This window comes from Microbacterium sp. SD291, from assembly GCF_017355365.1.
In the GTDB taxonomy this organism is placed as follows: Bacteria; Actinomycetota; Actinomycetes; order Actinomycetales; family Microbacteriaceae; genus Microbacterium.
On record NZ_JADIJR010000025.1, the window covers coordinates 24,897 to 45,666 of the forward strand.

The window sequence follows — 20,770 nt, forward strand, 5'->3', positions numbered from 1 at the left end:
ATAGCTGCGACCATGTCCCAGTGCCTGCGCGGGGCACTCAGGCGGTCGGGTGGATCTCGAAGCCGTTGGCAGAGGCGTCGTGCTTCAGGTCTTTGTCGGTACCCGGCTCCGTGTCCTGCTCCTGCTTCGCCACAAGCTCTGAGACGAGGGCATGACGCGGGCCGTCGCGCATGGCGTCGATCACCGTGTCGACTGCTTCTGCGTCGCCGCGGAGCAGCGCTTCGACCGAGCCGTCACGGCGATTGCGCACCCACCCGGTCGCTCCGGCTGCCTCTGCGGCCTCTCGCGTGAACCAGCGGAAGCCGACGCCCTGCACTCGGCCGCGCACGATCACTCTGACGGAAGTCATGCCGCTGAATCCATCCACATGATCATCCTGCGGCAACGATCGCCTGGAGCACGTCAGAAGGGAACCGCGTTCGCCGGCGACGAGACGCTCCCAGGGGGTGGCGGAGCCGCGCTTCGTCTCGCGAAGACCCATGATGCGCGTGCCGGCGCCTCGGCTCAGTCTTCCACCGCGCGCTGCATGAGCCGTGTCGAGGAATCGAAGCCGAGGCGACGATACACGGGAACGGCTCGGCTGCTGGAGTGCACGGTGATGCGACCGGCGCCCGCCTCGGCAGCGTGCGCGTACGCGGCTTCGACGAGTGATGAGCCGAAGCCGCGACCGCGATGCTCGGGCAGAACGAACACGCTCTGGACATCCGCAGACAGGCGGTTCAACGCACCGGGACTCGGCACGCGCGGCAGCAGCGCGATCCACGCGGCACCGGCGATCTCGTCCTGATCGGTGCGGGCGATGAACGCGGAGTGCGTGGAGCGATGCGCGCGCCACCACTCGGCGAACCCCGTGACGAAGGAGTCGAACGACGACGCCGCCTCACCTGAGGCGCGATCGACCCACTTCAGGCGCGCCAGATCGTCGACGTCGGCCGGTGTCGCGAGATGGATCCGCATCGCCGTCCCGAGGCGCTCAGCCCTTGTGACGCGGCTTGCGGAACGGCTTGTCGTCACGGTCGCTCCGTGCCGGGCGGTCGTCGCGTGAGCCGTACGACGGGCGCTCGCGCCGATCACCGTGCTCGCCGTCCCGGGGCGCACGACGTGCACCCGGTCCGCGATCCGGCTTGATCTCGATCAGGCGGCCTGAGATGCGCGTGTCGCGGAGCTTTTCGAGCACCGACGCATCGAGGTTCGCCGGCAGTTCCACGATCGAGAAGTCGGGGCGGATGTTGATCGCGCCGAAGTCGTCGCGGCCGAGGCCCCCCTCGTTCGCGAGCGCGCCGACGATCTGCCGTGGCTCGACGCGATGACGGCGCCCGACCTCGATCCGGTACGCGGAGTAGTCTCCGCGGCCGCGGCGCTCCGTGCGGGGCTCGCGCGCGTCACGGGTGGAGCGTTCGCGGGGCGGACGGTTGTCGGCCTCGACGGACTTGGAGAGCGCGTCGTTGGACGGGTCGAGCAGCAGTGGCGTGTCGCCTTGGGCGACGACGGCGAGAGCGGCGGCCACATCACCCTCGGGGACGTCGTGGTGGCGCACGTAGTGCGCGACGATGTCGCGGAACGCCTCGATCCGCCCCGTCTCCGACAGTGCGGTCGTGATCGCGTCGTCGAAGCGCGCCAGGCGCGTCGTGTTGACGTCCTCCGTGCTCGGCAGCTGCATCTGAGCCGGCTGCTGACGCGTGGCCTTCTCGATGGACTTCAGCAGGTAGCGCTCGCGCGGCGTGATGAAGCTGATCGCATCGCCGGTGCGGCCGGCGCGACCCGTGCGGCCGATGCGGTGCACGTACGACTCGGTGTCGGTGGGGATGTCGAAGTTGATGACGTGGCTGATGCGCTCGACGTCGAGACCACGAGCGGCGACGTCGGTGGCGACGAGGATGTCGAGCTTGCCGTCCTTCAGCTGGTTGACGCTGCGCTCGCGCTGCACCTGCGGCACATCGCCGTTGATCGCGGCTGCCGAGTACCCGCGGGCGCGGAGCTTCTCGGCGAGTGTCTCGGTCTCGTTCTTCGTCCGGACGAAGACGATCATCCCGTCGAAGTTCTCCACCTCGAGGATGCGGGTGAGCGCGTCGACCTTCTGCGCATAGGAGACCACCAGATACCGCTGGGTGATGTTGGTGCCGGTCGCGGTCTTCGACTTGATGCTGATCTCTTCGGGGTCGCGCAGGTACTGCTGCGCGAGCCGGCGGATCTGCGGGGGCATCGTGGCGGAGAACAGGGCGACCTGCTTCTCCTCCGGAGTCTGCGCGAGGATCTGCTCGACGTCCTCCGCGAAGCCCATCTTCAGCATCTCGTCGGCCTCGTCGAGCACGAGGTACTGCAGCTCGGAGAGGTCGAGGGTGCCCTTGGCGAGGTGGTCCATGATGCGGCCGGGCGTTCCGACGATCACGTGCACTCCACGGCGGAGAGCGGACAGCTGCACACCGTAGCCCTGGCCGCCGTAGACCGGGAGGACGTGCACGCCCTTCATCTTCGACGCGTACGACTCGAACGCCTCGCAGACCTGCAGGGCGAGCTCACGGGTCGGCGCGAGCACGAGGGCCTGCGGGGTCTTCTGCGACACGTCGAGCCGCTCGAGCACCGGCAGCGCGAAGGCGGCCGTCTTGCCTGTTCCGGTCTGGGCCATGCCGACCACGTCACGCCCTGCGAGAAGGGTCGGGATCGTGGCGGCCTGGATGGGAGAGGGGGTCTCGTAGCCGAGATCCTTGATGGCCTTGAGGACGGGGCCGGTGATGCCGAGCTCCTCGAATCCGGGGGTCGCGGGGGCGTCGGTGGGCACAGCGTCTTCTTCAGTCACTGACCAAGGGTAGCGTGATCCCGCCCGCCGCACCTGGGCGCGAGGTCAGGAACCGCTCGTGAGCGCCAGAAGCCTCTCCCTGACCTGCCGCCGCAGCACCTTCCCGATCAGCGATTTCGGCAGCTCGTCGACCACGAAGACGCGCCGCGGCACCTTGTACGGGGTCAGGATGCTGCGGGCGAACTCGCGGATCGCCTCGACGTCGACATCCGTCGCGCCGTCGACGACGATGGCCGCGACCACCTCCTCGCCGGAGTGCCCGCTCGGAAGGCCGACGACCGCGGCATCCGAGACCTGCGGATGCTGTCGCAGGGCGTTCTCGACCTCGGTCGGGGCGACGTTGAAGCCGCCGGTGATGATGAGCTCCTTGATGCGGTCGACGATCCGGATGAAGCCGCCCTCGTCCACCGTGACGATGTCGCCGGTGCGGAACCAGCCGTCGACGAAGACCGCCTCGGTCTCCTCCGGCTTGCCGTAGTAGCCGCCGAACACCTGGGGGCCCCGGACGATCAGCTCGCCGGGCGAGCCGGCCGGCACGTCGACGGTGGGGTTCTCGGGGTCGACCACGCGGCACTCGGTGCCAGGCAGCGGGAGGCCCACGGTGCCCGGCACCCGGTGCTCTGCGACGGGATTCGCCATCAGCACGGGGGAGCACTCGCTGAGCCCGTAGCCCTCGACGAGATACCCGTGCGTCGCCGCTTCGAACGGCACGACCAGCTCGTGCGGCAGCGCCATGGCACCCGAGATCGCCACCGCGACGCCGTCGAGCGAGACGCCCTTGGCTTTCGCCGCCGTCAGCAGCCGGTCCGCGATCGGCGGCACCAGCGGGAGGAATGTCGCCGGATGCTTCTTCATGACGTCGAGCACGAGATCCGGGTCGAACTTCGGGAACAGCACGAGACGCGCGCCCATCGACATCGCGAAGGTGAGGCACAGCGTCAGGCCGTAGGCATGGAACATCGGGAGCACGGCGTACACGACGCAGCCGTCTCCGCGCTGGATCGACGGCACCCACGCCTGTGCCTGCGCAGCGTTCGCGAGCAGGTTGCGGTGCGTGAGCGACGCGCCCTTCGGGGTGCCGGTGGTTCCGGACGTGTACTGGATGATCGCGAGATCGTCCGTCTCGGGGGTGGGGTGGGTTGCAGGGATGGGGGATGAGGCCACCAGCGAATCCCACGTGACGGTGCCGCGGACCTTCTCGGTGAGCGCCGCTCGCGACTCGCGCGCCTTCGCCACGGGCAGACGCAGCGCGACGCGGGTGAGCAGAGGCATCGCCCGAGTGACGTCGACGGAGATGAGGTTCGTCACGGCCAGGTCGGCGGGGAAGTCCTGCACCGAGGCGACGACCTTGTTCCACACGATCGCGTGCTTCGCACCATGATCCTCGAACTGCTTGCGCAGCTCGCGCGGCGTGTACAGCGGGTTGTGCTCGACGACGACGGCGCCGAGCCTCAGCACCGCGTAGAACGCGATGATGTGCTGCGGGCAGTTCGGCAGCACGATCGCGACGGGGTCGCCGGCGCGCACGCCGAGATCGCGGAGCCCTGCGGCGGCGCGGTCGACCGAGTCCTGCAGCTGCGCATATGTCGTCTCGCGGCCGAAGAACTGCAGCGCCGGAGCATCGGGATAGTCACGGACGGATGCGGCGACGATGTCGATCAGCGAACCGGAGACGGGCGGGAGGTCATCCGGGACGCCCTCGGCGTAGCTGGCGACCCACGGACGAGGAGGCTGGAACGTGCTCACCCGCCCACCCTAGCTCCGCGCGGGAACCCCCTGCACCGGAACCGGGACGGGAGCGGTGAGCGCGCTGACTAGACTTGGGGGGTGTCTGAAATCACCCCTGAACTTGTGCGCCATCTCGGCGTGCTCGCGCGCATCCAGCTGAACGACGACGAGGTGACGCGGCTCACCGGCCAGCTCGACGCCATCGTCGACAACATCGCGAAGGTGTCCGAGGTCGCGACCGCCGACGTCGCCGCGACGAGTCACCCGATTCCGCTGAGCAACGTCTTCCGCCCCGACGAGGTCGGGCAGACGCTCACGCATGAGCAGGTGCTCCAGAACGCACCCGATGCCGCCGACGGCCGTTTCCGCGTCACCGCGATCCTGGGAGAAGAGCAGTGAGCGACATCATCCGGCTGACCGCGGCGGAGCTCGCCGACAAGCTCGCCTCGCGCGAGATCTCCAGCGTCGAGGCCACCCAGGCGCACCTCGACCGCATCGCCGCGGTCGACGGCGCCGTCCACGCCTTCCTGCACGTGAACGAGGGCGCGCTGGCCGCAGCCGCCGACATCGACGCGCGCCGCGCCGCGGGGGAGCAGCTCGGCCCGATCGCCGGCGTGCCGCTCGCGATCAAGGACGTCCTGGTCACCACCGACCAGCCGACGACCAGCGGCTCGCGGATCCTCGAGGGCTACCGCTCGCCCTACGACGCCACCGTCGTCGCGCGCTCCCGTGCCGCCGGACTCATCCCGCTCGGCAAGACCAACATGGACGAGTTCGCGATGGGCTCCTCCACCGAGCATTCCGCCTACGGTCCCACGCGCAACCCGTGGGACCTCGACCGGATCCCCGGCGGCTCCGGCGGAGGCTCCGCTGCGGCCGTCGCGGCGTTCGAGGCACCGCTCGCACTCGGGTCCGACACCGGCGGCTCGATCCGCCAGCCGGCGCACGTGACCGGCACCGTCGGCATGAAGCCGACCTACGGCGGTGTCAGCCGTTACGGCGCCATCGCCCTCGCCTCGAGCCTCGACCAGGTCGGCCCCGTCACCCGCACCGTGCTCGACTCCGGCTTGCTGCACGACGTGATCGGCGGCCACGACCCCAAGGATTCCACCTCGCTGCGCGATCAGTGGCCGTCCTTCGCGGAGGCCGCCCGCGAGGGCGCTCGCGGTGACGTGCTCAAGGGCCTGAAGGTCGGCGTCATCCGGGAGCTGCCCGACAGCGGGTTCCAGCCCGGCGTCGCGGCATCCTTCCGTGAGTCGCTCGCGCTGATGGAGGCTCAGGGAGCGGAGATCGTCGAGATCGGCGCCCCGCACTTCGAGTACGGCGTCGCCGCCTACTACCTGATCCTCCCCGCCGAGGCATCCAGCAACCTGGCCAAGTTCGACTCCGTGCGCTTCGGCCTGCGGGTCACGCCGGACGGCAACCCCACGGTCGAGGACGTCATGTCGGCGACCCGCGACGCGGGCTTCGGCGACGAGGTCAAGCGCCGCATCATCCTCGGCACCTACGCCCTGTCGGCCGGATACTACGACGCCTACTACGGCAGCGCGCAGAAGGTCCGCACCCTGATCCAGCAGGACTTCGCGAACGCGTTCGCCGAGGTCGACGTGATCGCCACGCCGTCTGCGCCGACCACGGCGTTCAAGATCGGCGAGAAGATCGACGACCCGCTGCAGATGTACCTGAACGACATCACCACGATCCCGGTGAACCTCGCCGGCGTCCCCGGCATCTCGATCCCCAGCGGCCTGGCCGTCGAGGACGGGCTGCCCGTCGGCATCCAGTTCATCGCGCCGGCGCGGGAGGACGCGCTCCTCTACAAGGTCGGCGCCGCTCTCGAGGCCGTGCTGCTCGACTCCTGGGGTGCGCCGCTGCTCACCCGTGCACCCCAGCTCGTGGGAGGGACCCGCTGATGGCCGCCGCCAAGCTCATGGACTACGACAAGGCGCTCGAGCTGTTCGAGCCGGTGCTCGGCTTCGAGGTGCATGTCGAGCTCAACACGAACACCAAGATGTTCTCGGATGCGCCGAACCCGGCGAACGAGCTGTACCACGCGGCAGAGCCGAACACGCTCATCGCACCGGTCGATCTCGGTCTTCCCGGTTCGCTGCCCGTCGTGAACGAGACCGCGATCCGCTCGTCGATCAGCCTCGGTCTCGCACTCGGCTGCTCGATCGCGGAGTCCAGCCGGTTCGCCCGGAAGAACTACTTCTACCCGGACCTCGGCAAGAACTATCAGATCTCGCAGTACGACGAGCCGATCGCGTACGAGGGATCGGTCGAGGTGGAGCTCGAGGACGGCACCATCGTGCAGATCCCGATCGAGCGCGCGCACATGGAGGAGGACGCCGGCAAGCTCACCCACGTGGGCGGCTCCACCGGACGCATCCAGGGTGCCGAGTACTCGCTCGTCGACTACAACCGGGCCGGCGTCCCGCTCGTCGAGATCGTCACCAAGACGATCTTCGGCACCGAGCACCGCGCCCCGGAGGTGGCGAAGGCGTACGTCCAGACCATCCGTGACATCGTGCGGAGCCTCGGCATCTCGGAAGCGCGACTGGAGCGCGGCAACCTGCGCTGCGACGCGAACGTGTCGCTGCGCCCGCGCGCCGCCGAGGGGGAGCCGCCGGCTCCGCTCGGAACCCGCACCGAGACGAAGAACGTCAACTCGATGCGCTCGGTCGAGCGCGCCGTGCGGTACGAGATCCAGCGTCAGGCGCAGATCCTCGCCGACGGCGGCACGATCACGCAGGAGACGCGGCACTGGCACGAGGACACCGGCACGACCTCACCGGGTCGTCCGAAGTCGGACGCCGATGACTACCGCTACTTCCCCGAGCCCGACCTGCTCCCTGTGGAGCCGGCCGCGGAGCTGATCGAGGAGCTGCGAGCAGGCCTTCCGGAGCAGCCGGTGGCCCGCCGACGCCGCCTGATGGCGGAGTGGGGCTTCACCGACCTGGAGTTCCAGGACGTGCGCAACGGCGGCCTGCTCGAGGTCGTCGAGGCGACGATCGCCGCCGGTGCGACCCCGGCGACCGCCCGCAAGTGGTGGACGGGCGAGATCACGCGTCTCGCGAACGCGCAGGAGAAGGATGCGGCCGAGCTGGTCAGCCCCGCCAACGTCGCGGCTCTTCAGCAGCTCGTCGATGCGGGAACCCTCACCGACAAGCTCGCCCGCCAGGTGCTCGAGGGCGTCATCGCCGGCGAGGGCACGCCTCAGGAGGTCGTCGACGGCCGTGGCCTGGCAGTGGTCTCCGACGACGGCGCACTGATCGCCGCCATCGACGAGGCGCTCGCGGCCCAGCCAGACATCCTCGCGAAGATCAAGGACGGCAAGGTGCAGGCAGCCGGCGCCGTGATCGGCGCCGTGATGAAGGCCATGAAGGGCCAGGCGGATGCCGCGCGCGTGCGCGAGCTCGTCCTGGAGCGCGCCGCGCAGTAGCAGCGTCCCCCGGATCCCGATGTCGGTGGTCCGGGGGACAATGGGGACATGGGACACGGTGACGGCAGAGGGCGCGTCGTCTCGTCCGCTGATGCGGATGACACCGGCACGCGCATCCTGCACGTCGACATGGACGCCTTCTACGCGGCAGTCGAGGTGCTCGACGATCCCAGCCTGCGCGGCCTTCCGCTGATCATCGGCGCGCCCGACGGCCGCTCGGTCGTGTCCAGCGCCTCCTACGAAGCGCGGCGCTACGGCGTGAGGGCGGCGATGCCGGTGTCGCAGGCGCTGCGGCTCTGTCCGTCGGCGCGCGTCGTGCTGCCGCATTTCCATCGGTATCAGGAGGTGTCCCGGCAGGTCATGGCGATCTTCGAGTCGTTCACCCCGCTGGTCGAGCCGCTGTCCGTCGACGAGGCGTTCCTCGACGTCGGGGGAGTGCGGCGCCTGTGGGGGAGCCCGGCGCGCATCGCGCAACTCGTCCGCGAGCGAGTGCAGAGCGAGGTCGGCATCAGCTGCAGCGTCGGCGTCGCGGCGACGAAGCACGTCGCGAAGATGGCATCGACGATCGCGAAGCCCGACGGCATGCTCGTGGTCGCCGCGGCTGACACGTTGGAGTTCCTCGCCCCTCGGCCGGTGCGGGCGATGTGGGGTGTGGGCCCCAAAGCGGCGGAGTCACTGGAGGGTCGCGGCATCCGCACCATCCTCGACATCCGCGAGTCGTCGCGGGAGATGCTCGACCGGGCGGTCGGGCCGGCACTGAGCGCGCGCCTGTCGCTGCTGTCGCGGGGCGAGGACGCACGGGCGGTGGAGACCGACCGCGTGGAGAAGAGCATCGGCCACGAGGAGACGTTCGACGAGGACATCAGCGACCGGGTCTTCCTCCGTGCAGAGCTGCTGCGGCTGGCTGACCGCGTCGCGGCGCGTCTGCGCCGCGCGGGATGGGAGACGTCCACGGTCGCCATCAAGGTGCGCTTCCAGGACTTCCGCACGATCAGTCGCTCCCAGACCCTCGCCGAGCCGACCGCGGTGGGACAGCGGATCGGCGAGGCCGCCCAGGCTCTCTTCAATCAGATCGAGAGCCGTGAGCCGGTGCGACTGGTCGGCGTCCGCGCCGAGAAGCTGCTCCCGGCCGGCGGCGGGAGGATCGGGCTGTGGGACGACGACGAGGACTGGCGCCGCGTCGAGGGCGCCGTCGACGACGCGACCGCCCGCTTCGGGTCTTCCACGATCACCAGGGCGAGGCACCTCGGGCGCGGCGAGGGCCACGGCGGCGCGGCGCATCCGAAGGCTCACGGCGTCGAATGGTGACGTCGGCAGGGCCATCGTCGACTAGCGTGGGTGCCATGCCGAACATTGCACTGGAACTCGGGAAGCAGGCCGCCTCTCTCGGGGTGAAGAGCGCGTACGGTGAGCCGCAGGACGTCGACGGCGTCAGCGTCACGCCGGTGGCCTTGGCTCTCACCGGATTCGCCGGCGGCAACGCGGAAGGCGGAGAGGGCGGCACCGGAGGCGGCATCGCCGTTCCCCTCGGCGTGTACGTGCGCCGTGAAGAGGGGCTCCGGTTCGAGCCGAACATCGTCACGCTGCTCGTCGTCGCCGGTCCGTTCCTGTGGGTCGCCGGACGCGCGCTCTCCCGCGTCATCCGTGCCCTCAAGAAGTGACGATCCGGTCGCGATCGCGCTCGAGCGCGCCGCGGCACTGATCACAGAGGACATCCGTGCCCTGGCCGCAGCCAACCCGGTCGTGCTGATCGACGGATGCAGCGGTGCCGGCAAGAGCTCGCTCGCGCGAAGGATCGCGTCGGCCTGGCCGGTGGCCGGTCGGGTCCAGCTCATCGGCCTGGATTCCCTCTATCCGGGGTGGGACGGTCTCGATGCCGGCGTCCAGAGAGCCCTGGAGTGGATCCTTCGTCCCCACGGCCGCGGCTATCTCGGCACCTGGCGGCGCTGGGACTGGGAGCATCAGGTGGAGGCGGAGAGTCACGCGGTCGATCCTGCTCTCGGCGTGATCGTCGAGGGCAGCGGCATCCTCACTCCCGAGACCGCCCCGATCGCGGACATCCGGGTCTGGGTGGAGTCGGCCGAACCAGGGCGGAGATTCCGCGCGCTCGAGCGGGACGGCGACACCTACCGCCCGCACTGGGATCGCTGGGCAGCGCAGGAGCGAAGTCACATCGATCGCGACGACCCTCGCGCGCTCGCGACCAGGATCGTCGAGATCCCTTAGAGCAGCTCTTCGGCCGCCTCGATCAGCACCTCGAGACGATACGCCAGCCAGTCGTACACGCCGTGGCGAGGGTCGTCCACGTCCTCATCCTCGCCTTCGATCCCGAGGCGCTCGGCGATCACGAGCCTGAGGGCGGTGATGGTGCGCAGCCAGGCGTCTATATCGGATGCCGTGATCGTGAGATCGCGTTCGGCGACGGCCTCCTCATCCGACAGTGCGGAGAGGTCGGCGCGGAGGCCGGCGAGGCCCGCGAGCACGACGTCGGCATCGAGTGCGCGGCGGTCGAGCAGCTCCTTCCTCGTGCCGTCGCGGAATCCACGAGAGGCGTCCGCGTCGTCGGGATACACGTCAGGGGTGAGCCTTGCGACTGCCGGATCGGCGTGATCGCGAGCGGGCCCGACGAGGTCGCGGAAGTCGTCGACGAGGCGCGCGAGCTGAGTGGCCTCGATGACCGCCATCCGGACGTTCAGCTGCTCCTTCATGCCTTCGCCTTCCGCACGGTCGCCCACAGCCCGTAGTCGTGCATGGCCTGGGCGTGCACCTCCATGGTCTCGCGGGGACCGGTGGCGACGATCGCGTGACCGTCGTGGTGCACCGCCAGCATCAGCTGGGTCGCGCGCTCCTGCGAGTATCCGAAATAGGTGCGGAACACGCGGACGACGTAGCTCATGAGGTTGACGGGGTCGTTCCAGACGACGACCTGCCAGGGCTCGAGCGGCGCTGCCGAGAGATGAGTGACCTCCTCGAGGTCCGGCGTGGCGATCGAAGCGCTCATGCCCACCCCAGCTCATGCAGCTGCTCGTCGTCGATTCCGTAGAAGTGCGCGATCTCGTGGACGAGCGTCGTATGGACCTCATCGCGGAGCTCGTCCTCCGACTCGCTACCGGCGAGGTGCGGCTCGCGGTAGACGATGATCCGGTCGGGAAGCTCGCCCATCCCGTACTGTCCGCGCTCGGTGAGGGCGAGTCCGTCGTAGAGGCCGAAGAGGTCGAGGCTGCCGTCCTCCGGCCGGTCCTCCACCACGAACACGACGTTCTCGAGCCCATCGACCATCTCGTCCGGCAGGCGATCGAGCTCGGCGATCACGAGCTCCTCGAAGGCTGCAGCATCCATCTCCATCGTGGCCCAGCCTATTGCCGGTGACGGGCAGCGGTCGTCAGCTCGGCCGCGCCGGCGTGCGCCGCACCTCGATGCGCACCGGGCTGCTGAGGCTCTGGCCGACGACGCAATAGCGCTCGGCGGAGGCGGCGAGCCGTGCCAGCGTCGCGTCATCGGCGTCGCAGTCGAGTTCGGCGACCACATCGATCGGCCCGATGCCGACCGGGACCGTACGGTCAATCCCCAGCGTTCCGCGGGCGTCGAAGGTGCTGCGTGCCGTCAGATGGGCGCTGCGGACCTCGAGGTCCATCGCCGTCGCGACGCTGCGGAGCGTGACGCCGGCGCACGCGAGCACTGCCTCCACCAGCATGTCGCCCGAGCAGGCATCGAGGCCGTCGCCTCCTGTCGCGGGGTGGAGCCCGGCGCGCGTGATGCCGGACCAGGTGTGCAGAGTGGTCGTGATGCCGTCGTCGCGCCAATCGCCCTCGGCAGCGAGAGGGACCGCGGCCTTGGCAGGATCCACCGTGTAGCGGTCCCGCACGGTCGCCTGAAGTGCTCGCAGCTCTGCGCGATCCATGAGGCGATGATCTCACCGGCAGACGGCGGGCGCCAGAGAGCGGTTCGGTCCGATTCAGTGAATCAGCACGAGCAGCCCCGCGACCGCGATGAAGAGCACGCCGAAGACCGTGTTGAGAGTGCGCTGACCGCGCGCGGATCGGGTGAGACGCCGGAACGGGCGAGCAGCCGCCGCGAAGAATCCCCACATCACGATCACATCGACGATGATCACCGTGATGATCAGCGTCAGGTACTGCGGCAGCTGCGGCTGGTCGAGACGGATGAACTGCGGGATGAAGGCGAGGAAGAACACGATCGCCTTGGGATTGAGGAGGTTCACCCAGAAGCCACGGCGCATCATCGACCAGTGGCTCTCCCGGGAGTCCACGAGCGCGTCGTCCGCGTCGTCCGAGGCCGCCGGCTTCGCGAGGATCAGGCGGATGCCGAGATACACGAGATACGCCGCGCCCGCATAGCGGATGACGTTGAACAGCACCTCGGATCTCGAGACGATGAGCCCGACTCCCGCCGCCACGATCACGACGTGCACTATCAGCGCCAGCTGCTGCCCGACGATGCCCCAGATCGAGCGACGCCAGCCCTGGCTGAGCGAGTTGGACATCGTGAAGATCGCGCCCGCGCCGGGCGTGAAGCTGATCACCACACAGGCGGGAAGGAGAGAGAGCCAGATGGCGAGTGTCACCTCACGAGTCTAGGGCTCGCGCCTCACCGGCCCCCGCGGCGCGGTCTTCGCGTCACCGGCCGTCGACGAGGGCGTCCGGGCGGAGGTCGGTCCTGCGCAGCAGCTGGGCGTTCACCGCGACGACGATCGTCGAGAGCGACATGAGGACCGCGCCGACCGACATCGGCAGCACGAACCCGACCGGTGCGAGGACGCCGGCGGCCAGCGGCACGGAGAGCAGGTTGTAGCCTGCGGCCCACCACAGGTTCTGCCTCATCTTCCGATAGCTCGCCCGGGAGAGCTCGATCACGGAGAGCACCGTGCGCGGGTCGTCGCTCGCGAGGATGACGCCGGCCGAGGCGATCGCCACGTCCGTGCCGGCGCCGATCGCGAGGCCGACGTCGGCCTGCGCGAGCGCCGGAGCGTCGTTCACGCCGTCGCCGACCATCGCGACCTTCCTGCCCTCCGCCTGCAGTTCGCGCACCTTCGCCGCCTTGTCCTCGGGGCGGACGCCTGCGAAGACCCGGTCGATGCGGAGCTCGTCCGCGACGTGCTCCGCGACAGCGGGCGCATCGCCCGTGATCATCACGACCCCGACGCCGCGTGCGTGGAGCGCGGCGACCGCCTGGGCGGATTCGTCCCGGATCTCGTCCGCGAGCCTGAGGGCGCCGGCGACCGAGCGGTCGATGAGGACATGGAGGATGATCGCACCCTCCGCGCGCCAGGCGTCGGCGACGGGGAGCTCGACGGCTCCGGTCTCATCGAGCAGGTGCGGCCCTCCGACCTGGACGAGCCTGCCTTCGACGGTCGCGCTGACGCCGACCGCGGGGGAGGAGACGAAATCGGCGGCTGCAGGGAGGTCCAGGTCGCGCGCCAGCGCGGCGCCCACGATCGCCTTCGCCAGCGGGTGCTCCGAATCACGCTCGGCGGCCGCAGCGAGGCGCAGAAGGGAATCCTGGGTGAAACCGGTGACGGGCTCGACTCCCGTGACGGCCGGGGCGCCCTCGGTGAGCGTTCCGGTCTTGTCGAACAGAACAGTGTCGACCGTGCGCATGGTCTCGAGAGCAAGGCGGTCCTTCACCAGAACGCCGGCCCTGGCCGCCTTCTCTGTCGCGATCGAGACGACCAGCGGGATGGCGAGGCCGAGCGCGTGCGGGCAGGCGATGACGAGCACGGTGATGGTGCGGATCACGCCTTCGTCGGGCATCCCTGCCAGCGCCCAGACGCCCGCGGTGATCACGGCGGCGCCGAGCGCGAACCAGAACAGCCAGGCGGCAGCGCGGTCGGCGATCCGCTGAGCGCGGGACGACGACGCCTGTGCGTCGGTGACGAGCTTCTGGATGCCGGCGAGCGCCGTGTCGGCGCCCACCGCGGTGATCTCGACGCGAAGACCGGAGTCGGTCGCGACCGTGCCGGCGACCACCTGGTCGCCGACCCCGCGCCGCACAGGCTTCGACTCGCCCGTGATCATCGACTCGTCCACGCTGGCGCTGCCCTGCCTCACCACGCCGTCTGCCGGGAGCCGGCCACCCGGCCGCACGACCACGACATCGCCGAGACGGAGATCACTGGGGGAGACCACGGTCGTATCATCGCCGTCGACGCGCTCAGCCTCATCCGGCAGAAGGGCCGCGAGCGAATCCAGTGCGCTGGTGGTCTGCGCCAGCGATCGCATCTCGACCCAATGGCCGAGCAGCATGATCACGATGAGGAGTGCGAGCTCCCACCAGAATTCCAACTCGTGATGCAGGATGCCGAGGCTCGCGCCCCACGATGCGAGGAAGGCGACCGTGATCGCCAGCCCGATCAGCAGCATCATTCCCGGCTTGCGTGCACGTAGCTCGCTGGCGGCTCCGGTGAGGAACGGCGCTCCGCCCCACACATACATGACCGTCCCGAGAACAGGGGCGATCCAGCCGGCCCAGCCGGGGACCTGATAGCCGAGTACCATCGCGAACATCGGCGACGTCACCACGACGGGGACCGCGATGCCCAGCATGATCCAGAACAGCCGGCGGAAGCGATCCGTGTGGTTCGCGTGCCCGGCATGAGCGCTGTGGTCGCCGGAGGCGCCATTGGCGCTGTGGTCGCCGTGCTCGCCGTGCTCTGCCGGGGACGCGTTTCCCGCGTTGTCGTGTGCGGAGTGACCACTGCTCGCGTGGTGAGCGGAGTGATCGGTCGGCATCGGCTCGTGCGACTGGTTCGACATGATGGCGGTCCCTTCGTGCTTCACCGGGACAAACCTGGTACCCCTGAGGGGTATTCCCGATCCTAGATCGAGGATACGACGAAGGCCCGAGTCTTTCGACCCGGGCCTTCGTCGTATGGGGTGAGTAACGGGACTCGAACCCGCGACATCCGGCACCACAAGCCAGCGCTCTACCAGCTGAGCTATACCCACCATGTGCCCACCGGAGCGGGCAACCAGATAAGTGTATTACAGGTTCGGGGTGAACTCTGACACCGTGCGCGCCGCGATCTCACGCGCGTCGTCGCTCGAGGGACCCGGCTCGTCGACGAAGACAGCCTGGCGGTAGTAGCGCAGTTCGCGGATCGACTCGAGGATGTCGGCCAGCGCGCGGTGCCCGCCGTCCTTGACCGGCGCCTGGAAGAAGACCCGCGGGTACCAGCGGCGGGACAGCTCCTTGATGCTGGATACGTCGACGTTGCGGTAATGCAGCCACTGGTCGACCTGCGGCATGTACTTGGCGAGGAACATCCGATCGGTGCCGATGGTGTTTCCGGCGAGCGGGGCCTTCCGCTCCAGGGGGACGAAGCGCTTGATGTAGGAGAGCACCTGCGCCTCGGCGTCGGCCAACGAGACGCCCTGGGGGATCTCGGTGATCAAGCCTGAGGTCTCGTGCATCTTCGTCACGAAATCGTTCATGTTGGCCAGCGCGGCTTCGCTCGGCCGGATGACGACCTGGAACCCCGGATCCACGGGATTGAGTTCGAAATCGGTGATGACGACGGCGATCTCGACGAGCTCGTCGACCGAGAGATCGAGCCCGGTCATCTCGCAGTCGATCCAGACGAGTCGATCGTTCTCGGAGGCAGATACCATGACGCCATCCTATCGACGGCTCAGACATCGGCCTGTGGCCCCCCAGGCACGATTCGAACGTGCGACCGGCGACTTAGAAGATCGATGCTCTTCCGCTGAGCTACTGGGGGTAGGACTTAAGCCTACCGACTCTTCAACGGTCGGCGTTACTCTGGCCTGTTTCGTCGGAAACGGAAGCCCTGGAACTCGCACGCCAGGCGCGGGCATAAGCGTTCCTCCGTTCGCGGCAGGGCTGGCAAGGACATCCGCGGCGTCCTTTCGCCCCGCCTCCGTGCGGAATCCGAGGGCGCGCATGCGGCTGCTCCGGCGCAGACACCGGAAGGCCCCAACTGAGCAGATGTTTCCGATGCCCCGCGCGAGCGGCCGTCCTGCGGCGATGACAGTTCGCGCAGACGACCTCGCACTTCTGGATCTCGCGCAGGATCGTCGCCCACGCGCGGGTCGACGAGTTGATCGCCCGTGCGATCTCGAACCGCTTCTCGACTCCGGGGAGGTGATCGAAGTCGAGGACCACGGGGTCGTTCTCTCCGCAATCGGCGCATGGGTTCACACGAAGGTGCTCCATCATGCGCGTGAAGTTCTGATGACGGTGCCAGGCCTGTGCGGCCTTGAGCTTCTCGCCTGTGCTCGGCACGGCGCGGTCACCCGTTGCGCAGTGCCGCCACGGCATCGTCCGGCCGCCAGAAATCGCCCACCAGGCGGAACGCGCCGGTGGCGAGATGCAGGCGCTCCGCGCGATAGCGCATGCCCAGTGGGTCGGCGATGATGCGCAGGTGACCGAGCACCCGGCCGTTCCGGTCCTGCACCCGCCACAGGTGCGCTGCCGCGCGCACGAGGTGCTCACGCGGGGAAGAGAGCCGAGGCGTCGCATACGGAACCTCGGGCAGGGACGTGATCAGGCTGTCGGACATCGACTTCTCCTTCCTGATTCGAAGATATGAGCGACCTCCGACATTGGACGCGGGTGCTTCGCGTCCACTCCTCCTGCGCAACCGGGGATCCTGACGAGTTCTCCACCGGTCGCGGGTTTCAGGGGTCTCGACGTCGCCCCGGTGCCGCACTCTGGAGCGATCCGGGCGATCGCCCCGGGCCACAGAGGAGACAACATGTCCGACACACTGACGATCGTGGGCAAGGTCGCGACCGACCCGACCCAGGGCAGGACCGCTGGCGGCATCCCGGTGACGAACTTCCGTCTCGCCACGACGCACCGTCGCTTCGACGCCGTGACGCAGACCTGGGTGGATGCCGGCACCAACTGGTATTCGGTCGCCGCCTTCCGCCAGCTCGGCGAGCATGCGAAGGCGTCCCTGCGCACGGGCGACAGCGTCATCGTGACCGGCCGGCTGAAGATCCGCAACTGGGAGGCAGGCGAGAAGCACGGCACGAGCGTCGACATCGACGCCGACGCGATCGGACACGATCTCCGATGGGGGATCACGACCTACCTGCGAAGCTCGCGCGCCACGTCGATGGAGCAGCCGATGCGAGGTCTCGCGGATGCGACGACTCCGCGCGAGCCGGAGGACGAGCATCCTCTGGACGAGGACCGCGAGCTGAACCCGCTCGACACGTCTTGGTCCACGACGGAGGACGAGGTCGTGAACGCCGACTCGGTGCTGCACTGAGCAGGGGCCGCGCGGGGCGGCCTGCGGCTGCAGCCCGCGAGGCGGAGGAAGGCGGCGCATAGACTCGGATCGTGCTCCGATGGCCTGCCTCCGCTTCGCGTGCGACGATCGCGGCGGCTGCGGCCGTGTCGATGGCAGTCCTGCTCACGGCCTGCGGAACGCCCCTCCCGGTCGGCCCGGTGCGCACGTCGACGCCGGCCGATCCCGATGCGAACCCGGCTCCGACCACGCCCGCCACAGCCGAGTCGCCGTCGTACGTCGCGGATGGCACCGCGGCGGACAATCTTCCGCTGTTCGCGGCGACGACGGCACAGGTGTGGGCGTCCGATCAGCGCGGATCCGGACGTGCGTATGTCGACGCGCTCGTGGCGTCGGGCTTCGACCGGAACGCGATGCAGGTGACGGAGGACCTCACAACCGTCGGCGAACCGGTGGAGAGCCTGCAGTTCTCGGTGCGGTGGGGGGACAGCGAATGCCTCGTCGGGCAGGTCGGGCCCTCGACCGGCGAGCCGGTCTCGATGGTCATGCCCCAGCTCGCCGAAGGACGCTGCCTGATCGGAGACACGCGCCCGATCGACTGGTGACGGCTGGGCGAACGCTCGACGGCGCCCGTCTGCGGGGCCGGTAGGCTGGAGTGTCGATCTTCGACGCCAACAGAAGGAGCGGTTTTCGGTGGCTGAGTACATCTACTCGATGGTTCGTGCGCGCAAGGCGGTGGGTGAGAAGCTCATCCTCGACGACGTCACGATGGCATTCCTCCCTGGCGCCAAGATCGGCATGGTCGGCCCGAACGGCGCTGGTAAGTCGACGATCCTCAAGATCATGGCGGGAATGGACACGCCCTCGAACGGCGAGGCCAAGCTCTCGCCCGGCTACTCGGTCGGGATCCTCATGCAGGAGCCGGAGCTCGATGAGTCGAAGACCGTTCTGGAGAACATCCAGGAGGGCATCGCGATCAAGGCGAAGCTCGACCGGTTCAACGAGATCTCCGCCCTGATGGCAGACCCGGATGCCGACTTCGACGCGCTTCTCGCCGAGATGGGCACACTCCAGGAGGAGATCGACGCCGCGGACGGCTGGGACCTCGACTCCCAGCTCGACCAGGCGATGGACGCGCTGCGCACGCCCCCGGGCGACGCGGCGATCGCGCCGCTCTCCGGTGGAGAGAAGCGCCGTGTCGCTCTCGCCAAGCTCCTGCTGCAGAAGCCCGACCTGCTGCTCCTCGACGAGCCCACCAACCACCTCGACGCCGAGAGCGTGCTCTGGCTCGAGCAGCACCTGCAGGCGTACAAGGGCGCGGTGATCGCGATCACCCACGACCGGTACTTCCTCGACCACGTCGCCGAGTGGATCGCCGAGGTCGACCGCGGCCGCCTGATCGGCTACGAGGGCAACTACTCCACCTACCTGGAGAAGAAGGGCGAGCGCCTCGAGATCCAGGGCAAGAAGGACGCCAAGCTCGCCAAGCGCCTCAAGGAGGAGCTGGAGTGGGTGCGCTCGAGCGCCAAGGGACGTCAGACCAAGTCGAAGGCGCGTCTCGCGCGCTACGAGGAGATGGCGACCGAGGCGGAGCGCACCAGGAAGCTCGACTTCGAGGAGATCCAGATTCCGGCCGGCCCGCGTCTGGGCAGCGTCGTGATCGAGGCGAAGAAGCTCAAGAAGGGCTTCGACGGTCGCTCGCTCATCGACGGCCTCAGCTTCAGCCTGCCGCCCAACGGCATCGTCGGCGTCATCGGCCCGAACGGCGTCGGCAAGACGACCCTGTTCAAGACCATCGTCGGTCTCGAGCCCCTCGACGGCGGTGACCTGAAGATCGGCGAGACGGTCAAGATCAGCTACGTCGACCAGTCCCGCTCGAACATCGACCCGAACAAGACCCTGTGGGAGGTCGTCTCGGACGGGCTCGACTACATCACCGTCGGCAAGACCGAGATCCCGTCCCGCGCGTACGTCTCGAAATTCGGCTTCAAGGGACCGGACCAGCAGAAGAAGGCCGGCGTACTCTCCGGTGGAGAGCGCAACCGCCTGAACCTCGCGCTGACCCTCAAGGAGGGCGGCAACCTCCTCCTCCTCGACGAGCCGACCAACGACCTCGACGTCGAGACCCTGAGCTCTCTTGAGAACGCGCTGCTCGAGTTCCCCGGATGCGCCGTGGTCATCACCCACGACCGGTGGTTCCTCGACCGCATCGCGACGCACATCCTCGCGTACGAGGGCACCGACGAGAACCCCGACCGGTGGTACTGGTTCGAGGGCAACTTCGACGCCTACGAGGAGAACAAGATCCAGCGCCTCGGCGCGGATGCCGCGAAGCCGCACCGGTCCACGCATCGCAAGCTCACCCGCGACTGAGCCGGAGATGTCCGACTCCGACCCGGGACCCCGCCTCCACATCCCGATCCACCTCCGCTGGGGAGATCTGGACGCGTTCAACCACGTCAACAACACCTCGATGCTCAAGCTCCTCGAGGAGGCGCGCGTCCGCGCGTTCTGGCGCGCGGGCCCCGGCGAGGAGGCACCGTCAACCGCGGTGCTCGACTCGGGCATCGAGGAGGGCATCCTCACCCTGATCGCTCGGCAGGAGATCGAGTACCTCGCACCCGTGCCGTACCAGCGTCGCCCGCTCGAGGTGCAGATGTGGTTCGGCAAGCTCGGCGGCTCCAGCATCGAGGTCTGCTACGAGGTCTTCAACCACCCGGAGAGCGATGGACGCGTGCTCTACGCGCGCTCGGCTGCCGTGATCGTGCTCGTGGATGCCGGCACCGGCCGGCCGACCAGGCTCACGGCCGAGATGCGAGAGGCGTGGGAGCCTTTCGCGGGCGCCAAGATCGAGTTCGACCGGCGCTAATTCGTCCCTCATCCGGATGCCGATCGAGGAATACTGAGGTTTCCGGCGCGCAGAATCTGCGGAATCCCGGGAATCCGGAGATGTCGATTCGAGAATGTGCGCGCGCCGCAGAGGAATTTGAATCAGCGTCTTGACGAAAGCCTCGCGGCGGGTCTACCGTGGCGTCGTCCGGTTCGCCGCATAGTCGCAGACGACCATCAGGCTCGCCGGACCATCGAAAGATGGTGGGAAAGTCATCGCCGGGGTTCGGGGGAACCGCCACGCGGGAGTGTGTACACCGGCGCGTTGTTGCAGGTTCGTCCAATCGAGCGACAGGCGCGTCATGGTTCGGGTAATCGGAGCGAAGCGTTCATCGAACGCGACGTTCGGCGTGATCACGTACGCGACGGCACTCGCCGTCGCAGTGAGCATGGCGATTCCTTTCGGCGCGCCCCTGAACGCGGACGCCGCCGCCGTTTCCATCTTCACACGCGTCGAGGCGCCGCCAGCAGACCCGCGGCCCGAATCGGCACCGGCGCTGCCGTCGGAGCGATCCGACGAGATCGTCGTGCACATCAGCTCCGCCATCGACACCGAGGGCCCCGCGATCGCAGACGCAGCGCCCGTGGTCGGGCAGCTCGCGATGCTAGGCTCCCGGCCGTTCGAGACGACGGACCCGACGCCGACGGACCCGACGCCGACCGAGCCTCCGAGCGAGCC

General features: G+C 68.7%; 23 protein-coding genes and 2 tRNA genes. 10 read left to right on the forward strand and 15 right to left on the reverse strand.

The window, feature by feature from the left end; translation table 11 throughout:
• Positions 1-37: 37 nt before the first annotated feature.
• From IPV10_RS13030 to IPV10_RS13045, 4 genes are all read right to left on the reverse strand, one after another.
• Entirely contained in the window at positions 38-349 is a 312-nt protein-coding gene (locus IPV10_RS13030; protein ID WP_207484524.1) for an acylphosphatase, read from the reverse strand.
• A gap of 155 nt (positions 350-504) precedes the next feature.
• Positions 505-957 carry a GNAT family N-acetyltransferase gene (locus IPV10_RS13035; RefSeq protein WP_207484525.1) on the reverse strand — a complete coding sequence of 151 codons (453 nt, stop codon included), beginning with the start codon at positions 955-957 and terminating at the stop codon, positions 505-507.
• Between the two features lie 16 nt (positions 958-973).
• Entirely contained in the window at positions 974-2,797 is a 1,824-nt protein-coding gene (locus IPV10_RS13040) for a DEAD/DEAH box helicase (RefSeq protein WP_207484527.1), read from the reverse strand.
• Between the two features lie 45 nt (positions 2,798-2,842).
• Positions 2,843-4,543: a long-chain-fatty-acid--CoA ligase gene (locus tag IPV10_RS13045; RefSeq protein WP_207484529.1), complete on the reverse strand. Its 1,701-nt coding sequence runs from the start codon at positions 4,541-4,543 to the stop codon at positions 2,843-2,845.
• An 81-nt stretch (positions 4,544-4,624) separates the two neighbouring features.
• On the opposite strand from IPV10_RS13045, the gene gatC reads away from it, so the two are divergent.
• From gatC to IPV10_RS13075, 6 genes are read left to right on the forward strand one after another with little or no spacing between them, the layout of a single operon-like run.
• The gene (gene gatC / locus IPV10_RS13050; protein ID WP_207484531.1) at positions 4,625-4,924 is read left to right on the forward strand and encodes an Asp-tRNA(Asn)/Glu-tRNA(Gln) amidotransferase subunit GatC; all 300 of its coding nucleotides are present in this window, start codon (positions 4,625-4,627) and stop codon (positions 4,922-4,924) included.
• Positions 4,921-6,438 (forward strand): Asp-tRNA(Asn)/Glu-tRNA(Gln) amidotransferase subunit GatA, encoded by a 1,518-nt coding sequence (gene gatA / locus IPV10_RS13055; RefSeq protein ID WP_207484533.1) that lies wholly within the window; start codon positions 4,921-4,923, stop codon positions 6,436-6,438. The genes gatC and gatA overlap by 4 nt, the downstream gene beginning before the upstream one ends.
• Complete coding sequence (gene gatB, locus IPV10_RS13060; protein WP_207484535.1) at positions 6,438-7,967, forward strand: Asp-tRNA(Asn)/Glu-tRNA(Gln) amidotransferase subunit GatB; 1,530 nt, start codon at positions 6,438-6,440, stop codon at positions 7,965-7,967. The genes gatA and gatB overlap by 1 nt, the downstream gene beginning before the upstream one ends.
• Before the next feature lie 48 nt (positions 7,968-8,015).
• Entirely contained in the window at positions 8,016-9,275 is a 1,260-nt protein-coding gene (gene dinB / locus IPV10_RS13065) for a DNA polymerase IV (protein WP_207484537.1), read from the forward strand.
• A 35-nt stretch (positions 9,276-9,310) separates the two neighbouring features.
• A complete protein-coding gene (locus IPV10_RS13070; protein WP_207484539.1) occupies positions 9,311-9,628 on the forward strand; it encodes a hypothetical protein in 318 nt (105 codons plus the stop codon).
• Entirely contained in the window at positions 9,612-10,193 is a 582-nt protein-coding gene (locus IPV10_RS13075; protein ID WP_207484541.1) for a hypothetical protein, read from the forward strand. The genes IPV10_RS13070 and IPV10_RS13075 overlap by 17 nt, the downstream gene beginning before the upstream one ends.
• On the opposite strand, the gene IPV10_RS13080 is transcribed toward IPV10_RS13075, so the two are convergent.
• The 10 genes from IPV10_RS13080 to IPV10_RS13125 form a co-directional block, all read right to left on the reverse strand.
• A complete protein-coding gene (locus IPV10_RS13080) occupies positions 10,190-10,675 on the reverse strand; it encodes a DUF2017 family protein (protein ID WP_207484543.1) in 486 nt (161 codons plus the stop codon). The two genes, IPV10_RS13075 and IPV10_RS13080, sit on opposite strands and share 4 nt — an antisense overlap.
• Entirely contained in the window at positions 10,672-10,968 is a 297-nt protein-coding gene (clpS, locus tag IPV10_RS13085; RefSeq protein WP_207484545.1) for an ATP-dependent Clp protease adapter ClpS, read from the reverse strand. The genes IPV10_RS13080 and clpS overlap by 4 nt, the downstream gene beginning before the upstream one ends.
• On the reverse strand, positions 10,965-11,312 hold the full coding sequence (locus IPV10_RS13090; protein ID WP_207484547.1) for a metallopeptidase family protein: 348 nt from the start codon (positions 11,310-11,312) through the stop codon (positions 10,965-10,967). The genes clpS and IPV10_RS13090 overlap by 4 nt, the downstream gene beginning before the upstream one ends.
• 37 nt (positions 11,313-11,349) lie before the next feature.
• Positions 11,350-11,868, reverse strand: coding sequence for an OsmC family protein (locus IPV10_RS13095; protein ID WP_207484549.1), 519 nt, complete (start codon positions 11,866-11,868; stop codon positions 11,350-11,352).
• Positions 11,869-11,922: 54 nt separating this feature from the next.
• On the reverse strand, positions 11,923-12,552 hold the full coding sequence (locus IPV10_RS13100; RefSeq protein WP_207484551.1) for a LysE family transporter: 630 nt from the start codon (positions 12,550-12,552) through the stop codon (positions 11,923-11,925).
• 52 nt (positions 12,553-12,604) lie between these two features.
• Complete coding sequence (locus IPV10_RS13105; protein WP_207484553.1) at positions 12,605-14,764, reverse strand: heavy metal translocating P-type ATPase; 2,160 nt, start codon at positions 14,762-14,764, stop codon at positions 12,605-12,607.
• A gap of 92 nt (positions 14,765-14,856) precedes the next feature.
• Positions 14,857-14,932: transfer RNA gene (locus tag IPV10_RS13110), tRNA-His, on the reverse strand.
• A 36-nt stretch (positions 14,933-14,968) separates the two neighbouring features.
• The gene (gene orn / locus IPV10_RS13115) at positions 14,969-15,595 is read right to left on the reverse strand and encodes an oligoribonuclease (protein WP_207484555.1); all 627 of its coding nucleotides are present in this window, start codon (positions 15,593-15,595) and stop codon (positions 14,969-14,971) included.
• A 35-nt stretch (positions 15,596-15,630) separates the two neighbouring features.
• Positions 15,631-15,705, reverse strand: a tRNA-Arg gene (locus IPV10_RS13120).
• A 531-nt stretch (positions 15,706-16,236) separates the two neighbouring features.
• Positions 16,237-16,506, reverse strand: a complete 270-nt coding sequence (locus IPV10_RS13125) for a hypothetical protein (RefSeq protein ID WP_207484557.1) — start codon at positions 16,504-16,506, stop codon at positions 16,237-16,239.
• Between the two features lie 195 nt (positions 16,507-16,701).
• On the opposite strand from IPV10_RS13125, the gene IPV10_RS13130 reads away from it, so the two are divergent.
• The 4 genes from IPV10_RS13130 (at position 16,702) to IPV10_RS13145 (ending at position 20,071) form a co-directional block, all read left to right on the forward strand.
• Complete coding sequence (locus tag IPV10_RS13130) at positions 16,702-17,223, forward strand: single-stranded DNA-binding protein (RefSeq protein ID WP_207484559.1); 522 nt, start codon at positions 16,702-16,704, stop codon at positions 17,221-17,223.
• A gap of 71 nt (positions 17,224-17,294) precedes the next feature.
• Entirely contained in the window at positions 17,295-17,807 is a 513-nt protein-coding gene (locus IPV10_RS13135; protein ID WP_307861132.1) for a hypothetical protein, read from the forward strand.
• 88 nt (positions 17,808-17,895) lie between these two features.
• Positions 17,896-19,575 (forward strand): energy-dependent translational throttle protein EttA, encoded by a 1,680-nt coding sequence (gene ettA / locus IPV10_RS13140; RefSeq protein WP_207484562.1) that lies wholly within the window; start codon positions 17,896-17,898, stop codon positions 19,573-19,575.
• 7 nt (positions 19,576-19,582) lie between these two features.
• On the forward strand, positions 19,583-20,071 hold the full coding sequence (locus tag IPV10_RS13145; RefSeq protein WP_207484564.1) for a thioesterase family protein: 489 nt from the start codon (positions 19,583-19,585) through the stop codon (positions 20,069-20,071).
• A 153-nt stretch (positions 20,072-20,224) separates the two neighbouring features.
• On the opposite strand, the gene IPV10_RS13150 is transcribed toward IPV10_RS13145, so the two are convergent.
• On the reverse strand, positions 20,225-20,626 hold the full coding sequence (locus IPV10_RS13150) for a hypothetical protein (RefSeq protein WP_207484565.1): 402 nt from the start codon (positions 20,624-20,626) through the stop codon (positions 20,225-20,227).
• Positions 20,627-20,770: the final 144 nt, after the last annotated feature.

Bases quoted from the DNA above. Each gene is read 5' to 3' on its own strand.
- IPV10_RS13030 (WP_207484524.1), bottom strand. From the start codon at position 349: ATGACTTCCGTCAGAGTGATCGTGCGCGGCCGAGTGCAGGGCGTCGGC.
- IPV10_RS13035 (WP_207484525.1), bottom strand. From the start codon at position 957: ATGCGGATCCATCTCGCGACACCGGCCGACGTCGACGATCTGGCGCGC.
- gatB (WP_207484535.1), top strand. From the start codon at position 6,438: ATGGCCGCCGCCAAGCTCATGGACTACGACAAGGCGCTCGAGCTGTTC.
- dinB (WP_207484537.1), top strand. From the start codon at position 8,016: ATGGGACACGGTGACGGCAGAGGGCGCGTCGTCTCGTCCGCTGATGCG.
- IPV10_RS13070 (WP_207484539.1), top strand. From the start codon at position 9,311: ATGCCGAACATTGCACTGGAACTCGGGAAGCAGGCCGCCTCTCTCGGG.
- IPV10_RS13080 (WP_207484543.1), bottom strand. From the start codon at position 10,675: ATGAAGGAGCAGCTGAACGTCCGGATGGCGGTCATCGAGGCCACTCAG.
- clpS (WP_207484545.1), bottom strand. From the start codon at position 10,968: ATGAGCGCTTCGATCGCCACGCCGGACCTCGAGGAGGTCACTCATCTC.
- IPV10_RS13090 (WP_207484547.1), bottom strand. From the start codon at position 11,312: ATGGAGATGGATGCTGCAGCCTTCGAGGAGCTCGTGATCGCCGAGCTC.
- IPV10_RS13095 (WP_207484549.1), bottom strand. From the start codon at position 11,868: ATGGATCGCGCAGAGCTGCGAGCACTTCAGGCGACCGTGCGGGACCGC.
- orn (WP_207484555.1), bottom strand. From the start codon at position 15,595: ATGGTATCTGCCTCCGAGAACGATCGACTCGTCTGGATCGACTGCGAG.
- IPV10_RS13125 (WP_207484557.1), bottom strand. From the start codon at position 16,506: ATGTCCGACAGCCTGATCACGTCCCTGCCCGAGGTTCCGTATGCGACG.
- IPV10_RS13130 (WP_207484559.1), top strand. From the start codon at position 16,702: ATGTCCGACACACTGACGATCGTGGGCAAGGTCGCGACCGACCCGACC.
- IPV10_RS13145 (WP_207484564.1), top strand. From the start codon at position 19,583: ATGTCCGACTCCGACCCGGGACCCCGCCTCCACATCCCGATCCACCTC.
- IPV10_RS13150 (WP_207484565.1), bottom strand. From the start codon at position 20,626: ATGTGCACGACGATCTCGTCGGATCGCTCCGACGGCAGCGCCGGTGCC.